The following is a 15,008-nucleotide window of genomic DNA, read 5'->3' as shown; positions in this document are numbered from 1 at the left end:
AGCTCAGCACTCGATGACGTTGACCGCGAGTCCGCCCTCGCTGGTCTCCTTGTACTTCGTGGACATGTCCAGGCCGGTCTGCCGCATCGTCTCGACCACGGCGTCCAGAGACACGTAGTGCTGGCCATCCCCGCGCAGGGCGAGACGAGCAGCCGTCACCGCGGTGGATGCGGCGATCGCATTGCGTTCGATGCAGGGAATCTGCACCAGCCCGCCGATCGGATCGCAGGTGAGACCGAGGTGATGCTCCATGGCGATCTCGGCGGCATTCTCGATCTGCCGATTCGTTCCGCCCATGACCGCGGTCAGCCCCGCGGCCGCCATCGCGCATGCGGAACCCACCTCGGCCTGGCATCCCCCTTCGGCGCCTGAGATCGAGGCGTTCGCCTTGAACAGCGACCCGAGAGCGGTCGCGGTGAGGAGAAAACGGCGGATGCCGCGCCGGCGATTCGCCTCGGCGACGAGGTGTTCCGGCCCGAGCCCCTCGGCAGGCTCGGGCGGCCTGGTATCCGAGGCTCCGCTGAACCCGAGCAGCGCACTGCCGACCAGTTCGCCGTGCGGGGTTACGGCGTTACCCGATCCGAGCCCAGAGTCGGCGAGGAAGCGCCACCAGTACATGGCAACGGCAGGAAGGATCCCGGCTGCGCCGTTCGTCGGCGCGGTGACCACCCGCCCTCCGGCGGCGTTCTCTTCGTTGACAGCGAGCGCGAAGGCGCCGAGCCACTCGCCAGGAATCTCTCTCGCCCCGTCCGCTTCGGATGCTTCCAGCTGCTCGCGGATCGCGCCGGCGCGACGCTTGACCTTGAGGAAGCCGGGCAGCACACCGTCGGCGTGCAGACCGGCGTCGACGCAGGACGCCATCGCATCCCAGATCGCGTCGAGGCCGGCCGCGACGTCCTCTTCAGAACGGAGCGCCATCTCGTTCAGCCGTGCGACGTCGGCGATCGACAGCCCGTGTTCGTCGCACAGCGCCAACAGCGATGCCGCATCGACATAGTCGTAGGGCAGGACACCGGAGCCGACGGACGCTTCTTCGCCATCACGGCGGATAAACCCACCGCCGACGGAGTAGTAGGTCTCTTCGGCGAGCGCGTCGCCGTCGATGCCCTCCGCACGCAGAGTCATGGCGTTCGGATGCCCGGGCAGCCGCGTACGCGGTGCGAACCCGATGTCGGTCTTTGCGAAAGCGACCGCGTGCGTGCCATCGATCAGCAACGATCCTGCGTCGGGGAAGTCGGTCCAGGCCCGGCGGACTTCTGCGGGATCGCAGGTCTCGGGTGCGAGTCCGCGGAGGCCTGCCACCACAGCATCGGGGGTGCCATGACCGATGCCGGTCGCGCCGAGCGAGCCGAACAGTGTGCACGTCACTCGTGCGACATCGGGAAGCTGCCCGCTGCGGCTCAACCGTCGAGCGAAATCAAGCGCCGCCCGCATCGGTCCGACCGTGTGGGAGCTCGAAGGTCCCACCCCGATGGAGAAGAAGTCGAATGCCGAGACGTACGCTGTCACGACTCCAGGCTACGCTCGGTTGCCAGACTCGCCAGGGTAAAAGAAGAAACGGTGATTGGTGAGTCACCCGACAACGACAAAAACCCCGCCGAAGCGAGGGTTTTATCCGGAATGTGCGCCCGAAGGGACTCGAGTATTGGCGCCCGGTGCACACATTCGTGCACACATTGCGCGGCGGGTGCAATCTCGTCCAGGGGCGGTCGAGCTCCTTCGCGAAAAGCATGCTCGCCGCCTTGAGTATCTCGTTCTGCAGCCACTTGATCTCTAGCTACCCGGACATATGCCGAACCACGCTCATCATCGTCGGGCAGTCAGCTCGATTCATTGGTGCTGGAGCGGATGCGGTCCCGCGATTGCGATGACCGAAACCGGTAATTTCGCCCAGCAAATCACCGGTTAACTCTTCCAAGTGGGAATTTGCGCAGGCCATCCCGCCGTTCATCCGCGAACTCGACTACATGCCGCCACTGAAGGTGACGCTCCACACCGAGCGCGCACTGCTCGCTATAGCCCAGGCCGACATCGACGCCGAGGGGCACTCCGCCGCCCTCAGCCGCTTCATGGTTCGCTCAGAGTCCGCCGCCTCTGCGATCCTGCACCGCTCATCGACCTGTTCGCGCTTTCTACGCGCGCGGCCGCCGAATGCTCCCGCGAGACCATCGCCCGGCTGAAGGCGATGCCCGAACTGTGGGCTGCAGAGCTGAAGCCACGCGCGAACTCCACTGCAGCTGCTCTCATCCAGGCGTTCTACGACCACCCCGTCATGAGCACCAACGAGATCGAAGCCACAGCCGGTTCCCCCACAGCCGCCTACAGGGCGATCGACCAGCTGGTCAACGCCTGCTTCATCGAGGAGATCACGGGACGCAAGAAGGACCGCGTCTGGGCGGCATCCGAAGTGATGGCCGAGCTCGACGATCTTGACCGCCGCATCCAAGCAGCCATGCACGAAGGAAAGCAAGACTGATGCTCGAGTGGATCTGGGAGAAGACACCGGATGGGACCAGCCGGTTCGTGCAGCGACGCCGCGTTCCAAGCGCGGACGGCCGACGCGAGGTGCCGGTAACCAAGCGCCACGAGCGGGTCGACGTCGAGCCCCACTGAGTGCGATAGACGCGCCTAGGCTGAGGCCATGCCTGACGCCATCGAGTTCATCCGCAATGCTCCTCTGGGAACGCGGATGACCGTGCGCAAGCGGATCCCCGGCGGCTTCACCGACGCTGTCGGCTTCTTGCGGGAGTGCAGCGACGGTGGATGCGTGGTGGAAACGCGGCGCGGGCTGGTCGCCATCCGGCTGGATGATGTGACCGCGGCGAAAGCGGTACCGCCCCCTCCGCAGCGCCGCGCACCGCGGTACCCGCCGCTGGGCTGACCGGCCCTTCCGCCGAGCGCGGGTCCTTCCCTGGCGCAGTTCAAGCTTTACCCGCGCGATCTCATGATTGTTCCTGCCGGTTGGTACCACCTTCGAAGCGGCGACCTCAAGCTCCTCTGATTCGCATCAGACGCGATCAGAAGACCCGTAGAAACAAAAAAAGAGCCGATTATCGGCTCTTTTTTCGTTCATTTGCTTCAATACTCTGTGCGCCCGAAGGGACTCGAACCCCTAACCTTCTGATCCGTAGTCAGATGCTCTATCCATTGAGCTACGGGCGCATATTTTCGGCCTGTTCCAGTGGAACGGGCCTCAGCAAGAATACATGACGAGTGCCCTGAATGCGAAACCGGGCGTCAACCCTGCGTTTCGCGCTTTCGTCGCGCTCGCTGCTCAGACGAAAGCGCTTGCAGATCGACGAGCCGAAGGGCCTGCATCCGCGCCTCGCGCATGACCGCGTACTGGGGATCTTGGTCGGGACGCATGCCCTCAACATGCAGACGACGATCCAGGTTTCCCCGCACATCCGCCCAGGCAGCCTCACGTGCGTCTTCGACCAGCACCCCGAGTTGCTCAGAGTTGTCTGCCATCGCCTTCAACCGATCAGCGACACCTGCCGACTGCTTGGCACGACGACGAAGGTTTCGCACATCGCGATCACGGTAGTCGTGCGTGCCGGACGGGTCGGAGTGGCGGCCACGAGCCCGTCGACGGAGTTTTGTGACCATTTCGGCAGCCTGCTCGGATTCAGCCGCCATCGCCAGCAGCGCGTCGCGCGCGACGTCAAGGTACTGCGCAGCATCGAACACCCCGCCCTTGGCGATCGTGCCCACGAGAATCTGGTTCTTCACGGCCAGGCGTGCAGCGGCCGCGGCAATGGCGACGCCCTCGGCGATAGCATCCGCAGTTCGTCCCACCACAACCTCCTGCCAAAATCGTACCGTTACCCACCGACGCCATTGTCGGTAACAATAGAACTCAGCTCATGGCGCAAACCCGATACGCGCCTCGAGGAGGAATTGATGCCACGGCTCACCCTGACCGGAAACACTACCGTGATCACCGGTGCCGCCAGCGGCATGGGTGCCGAAATCGCACGGCAGCTGTCCGATACCGGCGCAGACCTCGCTCTGATCGACTATAATGCCGAAGCTCTGACAGCCCTCGCAGCCGATCTGCCGGGCCGGGCCACGACGCACATCGTCGATCTGCGCTGCGACGAGGCGGTCGTCGCGGCTGCCGCCGACGTGACAGCCGCGCATCCGCGGATCAACGCGCTCATCACCTGCGCCGGCTCGTCCATGCTCGGAAGCCTCGACCAGCTGACAATGGAAGAGATGCGCTGGCTCGTCGATGTGAACCTGTGGGGCACGGTGTCGATCACCAAAGCGCTCCTGCCGGCACTGCGCCGCGCACCGCGGGCCCACATCACCCATCTCGCCAGTGTCTACGCCCTCGCCTCACCGGCCGGCCGCATCCCCTACTCGATGAGCAAATTCGCCGTGCGAGGCTTCTCTGAAGCACTTCGCCATGAACTCGAAGACAGCACGGTCAGCGTCGGAGCGGTGTATCCGGGTGGCGTGCGCACCGGCATCATCCTGCACGGACGCTACGCCGCTGCCATTGACCCTGCCGTTGCTGCACGCGCGGCATCCGCCCAGGCCGCGATGTACCACACCGAGCCTGCGGACGCCGCGGCGCGCATCATCCGCGCGACCGAACGCCGCAAAGCCCGCACCATGATCGGCCGAGAAGCGCGCATCATCGATCTGCTCACCCGGCTCACGCCGACGGGTTACTGGAGCGTCATGCGCGCGCCGCTACGCCAGGCGATCGATACGACGACCCCGGTGAAGTCGCACGGCCCCGTGAAGTAGCCCGGCCCGGTGGGTGGGTCAGCGCACGGAGCCGACCCAGATTCCCGAGGCCCACACCTGCTGGTCGTGCCCGCAGCCCACCGACCCTGGGTAACCACGTACCACCGCCATGCAATTGGCGAGGAACTCCGGATCGCTGCCAAACATCGACTGATAAGCCGGCGCCGAGTTCAGCGACCCCCACACGGCGAACTGATAGATGTGCGCGAGCTCATGCGCCATCGCCCAGTTCAGCCGGGATTCATCCCACCCGGCGACATCAGCGCGGTATTTGATGTAACCGTTGCTGTTCGCGCATGCCGGCGCTGTTCCCCCAGCGCAGGAGGCAGATTCGTAGAGCCCAACCGCACCACCGCCGACATGATCAAGGGCAGCACGCACGCGGGCATAGCCGTCCGCGCCGCTGCTCGACCACAGTGGCGCATCGGCCACGGCGGCGCGCCGCTGACTCTCCTCCCATGTGCTGAGCCCTTCATTCACCTTGGCGGTGAGAGCGTGAATCGTCGCTGTGGCATTGGTCACGACGACGGGGTCCTCGTCCTCCTGAATCACGGTGTTCTGCGCACCGACAGCAGCCGCGCGATACGTTGCGGTGTCGATCTTCCCCTCCGCCTTCGCCAGCGCGTCACGCAGAGCGGCAACTTCAGAAACGAAGCCTGCCCGCACCGCGAGCACGGCCTCCAGCTCGGCTTGTTCGCCCTCGTGGTGCGCGATCAGCGACTCGAGGTAGCCACCGCGGGCAGTGGTCGTGGTGAGCTCCGACTGCGCCGTCTTGCTCTGGGCGAGCAGCACCGCGCGCTGACTCTCCAGCGAGTGTGACTTCGCGGCGAAGGCTCCACCGCCCACGATCAGGAGCGTCACGACGACCACGAGCACGCGCCGGAGCATCATTCCAGAAACCCGTCGGTGTCGGCGAGCTGTGCCCGCTGCTCGGCAATCGCAGAACGCAATGCGGTCAGCTGCTCAGCGCGCTGCAGGTTCTCGTTGCGCGCGCGCTCGAGGTTCGCATCCAGCACGGCGACGTTCTGGTGCATCTGCTCAAGCGCCGCTTCACGTTCCTGGTCTGCGAGCACGACAAGTGCCCCGCCGCCTACTAACAGCAGGGCGCCCAGAGCAAGTGCGAGAATACGCATACTTCTTCCCAGCAATCGGAGTCCCCCTCCGCAGAAGCGAGCTTATTCGCTCAACGTTGCAAGAGATGACGGGTCGGGCTGGAACCGCCGCACGGCCGCCTGTCGCCCCTCTTCAAGATGCTGGACAACGCGCTCCTTGACGAGCTCGACATCACGCGCCGCGATCGCTTCGTAGAGTCCCCGGTGTTCCTGCGCCATCGCCTCGAGGTCATCGTGCTGGCCGAAGACCCATTTCAGACGCGTGCCGAACACCCGCACCATCTCGGTGAGCATGTCGTTGCGAGCCAGCACCGCCATGTACTCGTGGAAAGAACCGGCTGCCGCACGCGACTCGTGGACGTCACCCGCCCGGGCAGCCTGCTCCTCGCGCTCCACCCGGCGCCGCAGCTCCGACAGCCCGGCTTCATCATGGCGCTCGGTCGCATACACGAACAGCAGCAGCTCGATGGACTGACGCACTTCGGCGAAGTCCTGAACGTCCTGCAGGCTGAATTCGCGAACAACGGCCCAGGTGCGCGGACGCGCAACGACGATGCCCTCGGCATCCAGCATCCGAATCGCCTCACGCACTGGAAGCCGCGAAACAGCCAGCTCTGCGGCGATGTCGCGCTCGACGATCTTTGACCCGGGCGCTCGTCTGCCCAACACGATGTCCTCGCGAAGCAGACGCGCAACGCGCACTGATTCGAGTTCCCCCGAAATTGCCCCCATGCAGGCATTCTCCCACTCGGCACACTATTTTGGTATCCCGTTCCCACAACGAGATGGAGCGCTCATACCGTGCTGAGTCGTCCCGATGGCAGAATCCCGATCGCAACGGGTCGGCCGCGGGTATTCGACCACTGACTCCATGAGCCCACATAGACGCGCGCACGGATGCCGGCGTGCTCCAGCGCGAGCGCAGAATGCATGGCCGCCACCCCTGAACTGCAGTACACCGCGACGAGCGTGTCTGCGGTGATACCGGCGCTGGCGAAAATGCGTCGCAGGACGTCGGGATGCTGCAACCGTCCGTCGCCGGTGACCGCCGCCATCGCCGGCAGATTCACCGCACCCGGGATGTGGCCGGCAACCGGGGCGCCGGTCGTACGCGCACCGTTGTACTGCTCAGGTGTTCGAACATCGAGCAGCACACCGCCGTCGAGAAACGCCTCTACCTCGTTCATCTTCAGCTCGCGCATCTCCCGTTCCGGGGGCACCGGACCGTCTCGCAGCGTCGCTTCATCTCTCAGCGTCGCTGTGCCGATCGTCGGTCGGACATCGCCGGATTCCACCGGCAGCCCCTCAGCGACCCACGACCTGATGCCGCCGTCGAGCACCCGAACAGCGACTCCGGCACGCCGCAGCACCCACCACAGCCGGGCGGCTGGAACGCTCCAGTTGTCGTCATAAGCGACAACGACATCGCCATCGCGCAATCCCCACGATCGCGCGGCGCGCTCAAGATCAGTGATCTCCGGCAGCGGATAGCGCCCGTCCTCGGGCTGACTGCGATGAGCCAACTCATGCTCCAGATCGACATATACCGCCCCCGGCAGGTGCGAGCGCACGTACTCGGGTCTACCCTCCGGGCTGTCGAGCCGCCAGCGCACATCGAGCAGCCGCACGGCAGGAGAAGTGCCGTGTTCCGCGGAGCGTTGCAGATGCACGAGCTGCGCCACGCTGACGAGATGGGTCATCCCCTCAGCATCCGCGCCGCACGCTCACCTGTCAGCGCTGATGACACGAACGTTAATCAGGCGTCATGCAGCGACATCGTTCAAACGAGCTTGCGCATCGCGTCTTCCGCGGCGACCCAGGCGAGCATCGCGCACTTCACGCGGGCGACATAACGCGAAACACTGCCCAGAGCCGCAGCATCCCCCAGAAGCTCCTCATCCGGTTCGATCTTTCCCCGTGAACGCAGTGCCTCGCGGAACGAATCGATCCGGGTCTGAATCTCGGCCACGGTCATGCCCTCGACGAGCTCGGCGAACAGCGACGCCGAAGCCTGCGAAATGGCACAGCCGTGCCCCTCCCAGGCGATTGCCTCGACCGTGCCATCAGCGCCGGCATGCACCTGCAGCGTGATCTCGTCGCCGCAGGTGGGATTGAGCTGGTGAGACTGCGCCGCAACCTCATCGCGCAGGCCGAAACCGTGCGGTGTGCGCGAGTGGTCGAGGATCAGCTCCTGATACAGATTCTGCAGATCACTGGAACTCATGAGCGCACTCCGAAGAAGTCGATGGTCGAGCGAACACCGTCGATGACGGCATCGACCTCGTCCGCAGTCGAATAGAGGTAGGTGCTGGCACGGGTCGATGCGGTCACGCCGAGTCGTCGATGCAGCGGCTGCGCACAGTGATGCCCGACCCGCACGGCGATCCCACGGTCATCGAGGAACTGACCGACGTCGTGCGAGTGGATGCCCGGAATATCGAAGCTTGCAAGCCCCACACGCGGCAGGTCGATGCCCGCACCCAAGACCCGCACGCCGTCGATCGCGGTGAGTCCGTCGACCAGCATTCGACCCAGCACTTCCTCGTGGGCTGCGATCCGCTCCATCCCCACGGCGGTGAGGTAGTCGATCGCTGCGGCGAGCGCAACGGCCTGCGACACGCGTTGAGTGCCCGCCTCGAAGCGCTGCGGCGGCGGCAGATATTCGGCCGCCGTCGTGGTGACCGTGGTGATCATCGATCCGCCGGTCAGAAACGGCGGCATGACCTCGAGAAGTTCGCGTCGACCGTAGAGCGCTCCGATGCCGGTGGGGCCGAGCATCTTATGCCCGGAGATGACGGCGAAATCGACATCGAGCGCGCGGACATTCAGCGGGAGGTGCGGTGCGGACTGGCAGGCATCCAGCAGCACCAGGGCGCCTACCCTGCGAGCTGCGGCGACGATCTGTTCGATCGGGTTGATGACGCCGAGCACGTTGGACACGTGCGTGACGGCGACCAGTTTGGTGCGTTCAGTGATCGGCATCTCATCGAGCCGCAGTGCGCCGTCATCATCGAGCGGGATGATCCGCAACGTCGCGCCCGTGCGCGCGGCGAGTTCCTGCCAGGGGATGAGGTTGGCGTGATGTTCCATCTCGGTGGTGACGATCTCGTCGCCAGCCCGAAGCGCGAACCTCGCGGCTGTCGCTCCCCCGCGTCCGACCGAGGCGTTCGAGAACGCGTAGGCGACCAGGTTGATCGCCTCGGTCGCGTTCGAGGTCCAGACGACCTCGTCGTCATCGGCGCCGATGAAGCGCGCCACCGTCGCACGGGCGTCTTCGAAGACTTCGGTCGCCTCGGCGGCGAGCGTATGCGCCCCGCGGTGCACGGCGGAGTTCAGCGTGGTGAGGAAGTTCCGTTCCGCATCGAGCACGGCAAGCGGGCGTTGCGCGGTAGCTCCTGAGTCGAGATAGACGAGCGGATGCCCGTTCACCTGGGTGTGCAGGATCGGAAAATCCTCCCGGATGCGGAGGATCTCAGCATCCGTCAGAAATGAGCCGGCAGAAGGGGAAGAACTCATTGTTCAAGCTTCTCACCTGCAAGCGATGCCCGGGGCGCAACCGTCGACCGGCGGCGGTTGCCGCTCAGTGCTGATGCGCGGCTCAGGCCGGGGTGTCGTCGGGATCCAACGCCTTCAGCGCGTCCTCCTCGACGGCGTTGTCGGCATCCAGCTGCTCCTCGGTCGTCTCGTCGCCGCCCAGTGACGCACCCTCGCTCGCTTCATCGGCAGTGTTGTCGGGACGAATCTCTTCAGCGGGGTCGGGTCGGTGCTCATCCATACGGGGCACGCTACGCCGATTTGGACGGGTTCGCCACGGCCGCCGCCGCGCTCACCGCCAACGCGCAGCGGCACTGTAGTGCCGCGCACGTCGGTACCGCAGGATGACGCGCGACGATGCCGGTCCTGCGTAGCGTCGAAGCATGATCACAGCAGAAGGCCTCACGAAGAGGTTCGGAGACAAGACCGCCGTGCAGGACGTGTCCTTCACAATCCGCCCCGGCACAGTCACGGGCTTTCTCGGCCCCAACGGCGCCGGCAAATCCACGACCATGCGAATGATCGTGGGACTCGACCGTCCTACGGCCGGTCGCACCACCGTCAACGGCACCGAGTACCGCAAACTGCGCGCTCCGCTGACCGAAGTCGGCGTCCTGCTCGATGCCAAAGCGGTGCACACCGGGCGCAGTGCCCGCAACCACCTGCGTGCGATGGCTGCAACGCACGGCATCCCCTCCTCCCGCGTCGACGAGGTCATCGATCTCGCCGGCATCGAACCGGTGGCGCGCAAACGTGCGGGGAAGTTCTCGCTGGGCATGGGTCAGCGTCTCGGCATCGCCTCTGCCCTGCTCGGTGACCCGCACACGCTCATCCTCGACGAGCCCGTCAACGGACTCGACCCGGAGGGGGTGCGCTGGGTGCGCCAGTTCGTCCGATACGCAGCATCCGAGGGGCGCACAGTACTGCTGTCGAGCCACCTGATGAGCGAGATGGCCCAGACCGCTGACCACGTGATCGTTATGGGACGCGGGCAGGTGTTGGCGGATGCCCCGATCCCGGAGCTCGTGCGCTCCTGGACGAGCTCCACGGTGCACGTTCGTTCACCACGCGCTGCCGATCTCGCCTCTGCTGTCGCAGGACCGAATGTGGAGATCGTCACAACCGGGGCGGAGACGCTCGAGATCACGGGTGTTCCGGCATCCCGCATCGGAGATGTCGCGGCAGATCAGCGGATCGCGCTGCACGAACTCACCCCCACCGCAGGCTCGCTCGAAGACGCCTACCTCGCACTCACCGGCGATGCCGTCGAGTACCGCAGCAAGGAGATCTCATGACCACCGCAACCCTCCCTCAGCGCACGACGCACGCCATCTCGCCGTACCGGCTGACGTTCGTCCGCCTGCTGCGCAGCGAGTGGATCAAACTGTCCACGCTTCGCTCCACCTGGTGGGCTATCGGCATCACCGCCGTGCTCACGATCGGCATCGCCCTGCTCGTGGCCGGCTCCCTCGCCGAGGTGCCGGGGTTCGAACCGGTCCAGGCCGTCGTGACCCCGTTCCAGTTCACGATGCTGCTCGCCGGCATCCTCGGCGCAATCGCCATCACCGGCGAGTACTCCACCGGCATGATCCGCTCCACGCTGGCGGCTGAACCGGTGCGCGGTGCGGTCCTCGCCTCGAAAGCGGTCGTCGTGGCGGTCGTGATGTTCGTCTCGTCGCTGGTGATCTTCTTCGCCGCAGCCGTGATCGTGACACCGATCTTCGCGGGCCGCGACATCCCGTTCGGCTGGGATGACCCGGCCACGTCCACGCTGCCGATCCTGGCGGCGTCGATTTCGATGGCGGTGTTCGCGCTCATCGGTTTGGCTTTCGGATTCCTGATCCGTTCTGGCGCCGGGGCGATCGCCGCAACCGTCGGCCTGCTGTTCGTGCTTCCCCTCATCGCCGGCATCTTCGGCGGCGTCGGGGAAGGATGGGAGTGGATCATCGATGTGGCGAACCATCTGCCGATGTCTGCTGCGCAGAGCGCAGTGCTGCCGCAGGATGACTGGGGCATCCCGGTGGCGGAGGCGTACGCCACGCTCGCCGCTTGGGTCGCCGCGGGAATGCTCGGAGCATGGGCCGTGCTGCGCACCCGTGACGCGTAGAGTCGACGACGTGAACACCGGCCGCAGCTCCCGCCCTCTCGAGGACGAGGAGCTGCGGCTGCCGCGCACGCCGGGTCTCATCCGGCGGTTCTGGGCGCGGCATCCGATCCTCGCCGACGTGCTGATCGCTCTCGCGTGTTTTGTGATGTCGGCCGCACCGGTCACGGTATTCAGGACCTATACGACACCGTTGGAGGATCCGGGTGATCCCGGCCCGATACCGCTCGCTATTGCCATCATCATCGTCGCGGCGGTAGCGATCACCTGCGTCCTGCTGCTGCGTCGGCGACAGTGGCCGCGGATCGTGTTCGCGGCCGGATGGGCGACGACGTTCATCTATCTGCTCAGCGGAGAACCGTCCGGCGGCATCCTGCTGCTCGTGGTGAGTTATGCGCTGGCGGTGTACCGTTCGACGCGGGCTGCCTGGCTCGGCTTCGCGTGCGGCATGGTCCCGTACACGCTCGTGTGCACGCTGTTGTCGATGCTCGGTGTCTTCTCCCTGCAATCGGCAGTGAACGGCGTGATCGGACAGTTCGTCATCGCCCTCATCGGCACGCTCATCGGGACGAACGTCGGCGGGCGCAAGCGCTACGTCGAAGCGATCATCGATCGCTCACGGCAGTTGCTCACCGAGCGCGACCAGCAGGCGCAGATCGCGGCGGCCTCCGAACGGGCACGCATCGCCCGCGAGATGCACGACATCGTCTCGCACTCGCTCACCGTCGTCGTCGCCCTGTCCGAGGGCGCGGCCGCAACCGACGACCGACAGCGTGCGCGGGATGCCTCAACCGCTGCCGCCACGACCGCACGGGGCGCCCTCACCGAGATGCGCGCCATGCTGGGCGTGCTCCGCGATGGCGACACCGACGCCCCGCTCGCACCGGCGGAGCCGGTATCCCCGCAGCAGACGATCGCGGCAGCGCAGCACGCCGGATACCCCGCCACACTCACCACGACAGGGTCGGATGCAGCGTCGCCCGTTGTCCGCTTCGCCGTCGGCCGTATTGTGCAGGAGGGCATGACGAACGCGATGCGCCACGCCTCGGGGGCGCGCTCGATCGCCGTGCGCATCGATCACACCGCAGACACCGTGACGATCCAGATCGACAACGACGGTGTCACTCAGCGCGTGGGGACATCGGGCTACGGCATCCGCGGTTTGCAGGAGCGCGCCGCACACGTGGGTGGTTCGCTTTCCTCGGGCCCCGCCGGCCCCGGACGATGGATTCTGCGCGCCGAACTGCCAGCCAATGAACACTGAGGTGAGGACGAACATGAGTGACAGCATCCGCGTGCTGCTCGTCGACGATCAGGAGCTGATCCGCGTCGGGTTCCGGCTCGTGCTGGAGGCTGAGGGCGACATCGAGGTCGTCGGCGACGCCGCCGACGGTGACGCCGCCATCGCTTTGGTCCGCGAATTGCGCCCCGACGTGGTGTTGATGGATGTGCGGATGCCGGGCACCGACGGGATCGCGGCGACGCAGGCCATCACCCGTGAGTTGCCGGAGTGCCGCGTGCTCGTGCTCACCACCTTTGACCTCGACGAGTACGCGTTCGGCGCGATCAGTGCGGGGGCGGGCGGGTTTCTCCTCAAGGATGCCCAGCGCCACGAGCTGATCTCCGCTGTCCGCGCCGTGCACCGCGGAGACGCCGTGCTCTCGCCGCGCGTGACCCGCCGTTTCCTCGAGCACCTCGGCCCGCAGCTGCGCGCGCCCGCGAATGGGGAGGACCCCACCGCAGCACTCACCGAACGTGAACGCGATGTGTTCATCGCGATCGGCGAGGGGCTCACGAACGTCGAGATCGCGCAGCGGCTGTTCTTGAGCGAATCGACGGTGAAGACGCACGTCGGACGGGTGCTGATGAAGCTTCCGGTCCGGGACCGCATTCAAGCCGTCATCCTCGCGCACCGGCTCGGCCTCGTCGAGTGACGTGGCCGGCCCCGCACCTCAGGGCGCGGTGCGCTCGTTCTTGACCAGCGCGCCCGCTGTGATGAACGCGAGGGCAGCCGCGATCGTGGCGACGGTCCACCACACGCCGCTGAAGCCGAACGGGTAGATCGGGTTCCACACCACGGCGATGGCGACGAACACGATCGTCCACCACCACTGCCCCGCCCGCAGGGCGAACCAGGCGACGATCGCCGCGAGGATCGCGACGAGGAAAAGGATGACCGTGGCGACGGTTCCCTCGGGGAACAGCGGCGAAACAAAGAGTGCGATGGCCGCGAGCAAGCCGGGAGCCAGAGCGTTGCGCTGCATCTGCGGGGTGGAAGAGCTCATGTGCTCCATCTTCCCGCACTTCCCGTTTGCCTGCGGTGACCGAGCCCGGGACCGCGATCAGGCCGGCGGAAAGTGCGGGATCCGACGCGGCTGGTCCGCGCGCGATGAGATCTTCACGCTCTTCCCACGAGTGGGAAGAGGTTTCGGAGGCTCTGGAGCTGTCATAGTCATAGTGCTTTCCCTCCGGTGACCGGCAAGACTGCGCCGGATACGTACGACGATTCACCGGAGGCGAGGTAGACGTACGCCCCGGCCAGTTCCGCTGGTTGCCCGGCCCGTCCGAGGGGTGTGTCAGCACCGAAGTTGCGGACTTTATCCGCATCCCACCCGGTTCCCGGAATCAACGGGGTCCAGATCGGGCCCGGTGCGACAGCATTCACGCGGATCCCGCGTGGACCGGCTTCTTCGGCGAGCGCCTTGACGAACGCGACCTGCGCGGCTTTGGTCATGGCGTAGTCGATCAGGCCGGGGGAAGGATTGAACGATTGAATCGAGGCGGTGACGGTGATGCTGGAGCCGGGCTCGAGCTCTGCGAACGCTGCGCGTGCCGAGAAGATCATGCCAGCCAGGTTCGTGTCGAACACCCGCCGCATCGCGTCGGTGCTGAGTGTCTCAAAACCGTCGACATCGTGCTGATATCCGGCGTTCAGCACCAGGGTGTCGAGGCCCCCGAAAGCACTGCGCACATCGGCGACGCATCGCGTGGCGAAATCCTCATCGCGGATGTCGCCAGCGATGCTCAGTCCGGTTCGCCCCGCCTCACGAACCCATCGCAGCGTCTCGTCAGCATCGCCCTGTTCCTCGGGCATGTGCACGATCGCGACGTCCGCGCCCTCGCGGGCGAACGCGATGGCCACCGCGCGTCCGATGCCCGAGTCGCCGCCGGTGATCAGCGCACGGCGACCCGAGAGCCTCCCGTGACCCTCATCGGTCGTCTCACCGTGATCGGGTTTGGGACGCATCTGATCTGTCTGACCTGGTTGGTCCTGCTCCTGTGCAGGGAAGCCATCATTGGGGTGGGCGTGGCGGGGATCTGCGTCGTGAGGGGCCATATCGACACCTTCTTCTTACCCACCGCTCTCATCTAGGGGGTTGACACCCGATTGACCCGGTCGTACGCGCGCGGCCCGATACGAAAGAGCTAGTGGCACGGTGTCGATCTGTCAACGGGGGCCGTATCCGCCAGCTGCGCTGAGAGACTGCAGGGGCTGTGAA

The 15,008-nt window shown here is 65.8% G+C and carries 19 protein-coding genes and 1 tRNA gene; 8 read left to right on the top strand and 12 right to left on the bottom strand.

Annotated features, from left to right (window positions below):
- Nucleotides 1-3: 3 nt before the first annotated feature.
- Entirely contained in the window at nucleotides 4-1,509 is a 1,506-nt protein-coding gene (locus tag ACSS7Z_RS14925) for an L-serine ammonia-lyase, iron-sulfur-dependent, subunit alpha (RefSeq protein ID WP_438255665.1), read from the bottom strand.
- Between the two features lie 676 nt (nucleotides 1,510-2,185).
- On the opposite strand from ACSS7Z_RS14925, the gene ACSS7Z_RS14920 reads away from it, so the two are divergent.
- From ACSS7Z_RS14920 to ACSS7Z_RS14910, 3 genes are read left to right on the top strand one after another with little or no spacing between them, the layout of a single operon-like run.
- Nucleotides 2,186-2,476, top strand: coding sequence for a hypothetical protein (locus tag ACSS7Z_RS14920; protein ID WP_438255664.1), 291 nt, complete (start codon nucleotides 2,186-2,188; stop codon nucleotides 2,474-2,476).
- Nucleotides 2,476-2,613, top strand: coding sequence for a hypothetical protein (locus tag ACSS7Z_RS14915; protein ID WP_438255663.1), 138 nt, complete (start codon nucleotides 2,476-2,478; stop codon nucleotides 2,611-2,613). Before ACSS7Z_RS14920 ends, ACSS7Z_RS14915 begins: the two co-directional genes overlap by 1 nt.
- A gap of 28 nt (nucleotides 2,614-2,641) precedes the next feature.
- The gene (locus tag ACSS7Z_RS14910) at nucleotides 2,642-2,881 is read left to right on the top strand and encodes a putative acetyltransferase (protein ID WP_438255662.1); all 240 of its coding nucleotides are present in this window, start codon (nucleotides 2,642-2,644) and stop codon (nucleotides 2,879-2,881) included.
- 208 nt (nucleotides 2,882-3,089) lie between these two features.
- On the opposite strand, the gene ACSS7Z_RS14905 is transcribed toward ACSS7Z_RS14910, so the two are convergent.
- Both ACSS7Z_RS14905 and ACSS7Z_RS14900 read right to left on the bottom strand, forming a co-directional pair.
- A tRNA-Arg gene (locus ACSS7Z_RS14905) sits at nucleotides 3,090-3,162 on the bottom strand.
- Between the two features lie 75 nt (nucleotides 3,163-3,237).
- Nucleotides 3,238-3,798, bottom strand: a complete 561-nt coding sequence (locus tag ACSS7Z_RS14900) for an asparagine synthase (protein ID WP_438255661.1) — start codon at nucleotides 3,796-3,798, stop codon at nucleotides 3,238-3,240.
- 105 nt (nucleotides 3,799-3,903) lie between these two features.
- On the opposite strand from ACSS7Z_RS14900, the gene ACSS7Z_RS14895 reads away from it, so the two are divergent.
- A complete protein-coding gene (locus ACSS7Z_RS14895; RefSeq protein WP_438255660.1) occupies nucleotides 3,904-4,758 on the top strand; it encodes an SDR family NAD(P)-dependent oxidoreductase in 855 nt (284 codons plus the stop codon).
- An 18-nt stretch (nucleotides 4,759-4,776) separates the two neighbouring features.
- On the opposite strand, the gene ACSS7Z_RS14890 is transcribed toward ACSS7Z_RS14895, so the two are convergent.
- The 7 genes from ACSS7Z_RS14890 to ACSS7Z_RS14860 all read right to left on the bottom strand — a co-directional run bounded on the left by ACSS7Z_RS14890 (nucleotide 4,777) and on the right by ACSS7Z_RS14860 (nucleotide 9,645).
- Nucleotides 4,777-5,649, bottom strand: a complete 873-nt coding sequence (locus tag ACSS7Z_RS14890; RefSeq protein ID WP_438255659.1) for a hypothetical protein — start codon at nucleotides 5,647-5,649, stop codon at nucleotides 4,777-4,779.
- Complete coding sequence (locus ACSS7Z_RS14885) at nucleotides 5,646-5,891, bottom strand: hypothetical protein (protein WP_438255658.1); 246 nt, start codon at nucleotides 5,889-5,891, stop codon at nucleotides 5,646-5,648. Before ACSS7Z_RS14885 ends, ACSS7Z_RS14890 begins: the two co-directional genes overlap by 4 nt.
- Nucleotides 5,892-5,933: 42 nt before the next feature.
- Nucleotides 5,934-6,602 carry a GntR family transcriptional regulator gene (locus ACSS7Z_RS14880; protein WP_438255657.1) on the bottom strand — a complete coding sequence of 223 codons (669 nt, stop codon included), beginning with the start codon at nucleotides 6,600-6,602 and terminating at the stop codon, nucleotides 5,934-5,936.
- Nucleotides 6,603-6,664: 62 nt separating this feature from the next.
- The gene (locus ACSS7Z_RS14875) at nucleotides 6,665-7,570 is read right to left on the bottom strand and encodes a sulfurtransferase (RefSeq protein ID WP_438255656.1); all 906 of its coding nucleotides are present in this window, start codon (nucleotides 7,568-7,570) and stop codon (nucleotides 6,665-6,667) included.
- Between the two features lie 80 nt (nucleotides 7,571-7,650).
- Complete coding sequence (gene sufU / locus ACSS7Z_RS14870; protein WP_438255655.1) at nucleotides 7,651-8,094, bottom strand: Fe-S cluster assembly sulfur transfer protein SufU; 444 nt, start codon at nucleotides 8,092-8,094, stop codon at nucleotides 7,651-7,653.
- The gene (locus tag ACSS7Z_RS14865; RefSeq protein WP_438255654.1) at nucleotides 8,091-9,386 is read right to left on the bottom strand and encodes a cysteine desulfurase; all 1,296 of its coding nucleotides are present in this window, start codon (nucleotides 9,384-9,386) and stop codon (nucleotides 8,091-8,093) included. Before ACSS7Z_RS14865 ends, sufU begins: the two co-directional genes overlap by 4 nt.
- 82 nt (nucleotides 9,387-9,468) lie before the next feature.
- Nucleotides 9,469-9,645: a hypothetical protein gene (locus ACSS7Z_RS14860; protein WP_438255653.1), complete on the bottom strand. Its 177-nt coding sequence runs from the start codon at nucleotides 9,643-9,645 to the stop codon at nucleotides 9,469-9,471.
- A gap of 142 nt (nucleotides 9,646-9,787) precedes the next feature.
- Between ACSS7Z_RS14860 and ACSS7Z_RS14855 the strand changes: the two genes are divergently transcribed.
- Genes ACSS7Z_RS14855 through ACSS7Z_RS14840 form a run of 4 tightly spaced genes read left to right on the top strand, consistent with a single transcriptional unit; the run spans nucleotide 9,788 to nucleotide 13,442 of the window.
- A complete protein-coding gene (locus ACSS7Z_RS14855; RefSeq protein ID WP_438255652.1) occupies nucleotides 9,788-10,699 on the top strand; it encodes an ABC transporter ATP-binding protein in 912 nt (303 codons plus the stop codon).
- The gene (locus ACSS7Z_RS14850; RefSeq protein WP_438255651.1) at nucleotides 10,696-11,511 is read left to right on the top strand and encodes an ABC transporter permease; all 816 of its coding nucleotides are present in this window, start codon (nucleotides 10,696-10,698) and stop codon (nucleotides 11,509-11,511) included. Before ACSS7Z_RS14855 ends, ACSS7Z_RS14850 begins: the two co-directional genes overlap by 4 nt.
- Before the next feature lie 10 nt (nucleotides 11,512-11,521).
- Nucleotides 11,522-12,772, top strand: coding sequence for a sensor histidine kinase (locus ACSS7Z_RS14845; RefSeq protein ID WP_438255650.1), 1,251 nt, complete (start codon nucleotides 11,522-11,524; stop codon nucleotides 12,770-12,772).
- A gap of 13 nt (nucleotides 12,773-12,785) precedes the next feature.
- Nucleotides 12,786-13,442, top strand: coding sequence for a response regulator transcription factor (locus tag ACSS7Z_RS14840; protein WP_438255649.1), 657 nt, complete (start codon nucleotides 12,786-12,788; stop codon nucleotides 13,440-13,442).
- Between the two features lie 18 nt (nucleotides 13,443-13,460).
- Here ACSS7Z_RS14840 and ACSS7Z_RS14835 read toward each other — a convergent pair whose 3' ends face one another.
- Together ACSS7Z_RS14835 and ACSS7Z_RS14830 are read right to left on the bottom strand one after the other, a co-directional pair.
- Nucleotides 13,461-13,793 (bottom strand): DUF6804 family protein, encoded by a 333-nt coding sequence (locus ACSS7Z_RS14835; RefSeq protein ID WP_438255648.1) that lies wholly within the window; start codon nucleotides 13,791-13,793, stop codon nucleotides 13,461-13,463.
- Nucleotides 13,794-13,960: 167 nt separating this feature from the next.
- Nucleotides 13,961-14,845, bottom strand: coding sequence for an SDR family oxidoreductase (locus ACSS7Z_RS14830; protein WP_438255647.1), 885 nt, complete (start codon nucleotides 14,843-14,845; stop codon nucleotides 13,961-13,963).
- Nucleotides 14,846-15,008: the final 163 nt, after the last annotated feature.

Origin of the sequence: Microbacterium wangyouchuni (assembly GCF_051546305.1) — a bacterium.
Lineage (GTDB): Bacteria > Actinomycetota > Actinomycetes > Actinomycetales > Microbacteriaceae > Microbacterium.
This window is presented reverse-complemented; position numbering and strand designations above follow the sequence as displayed.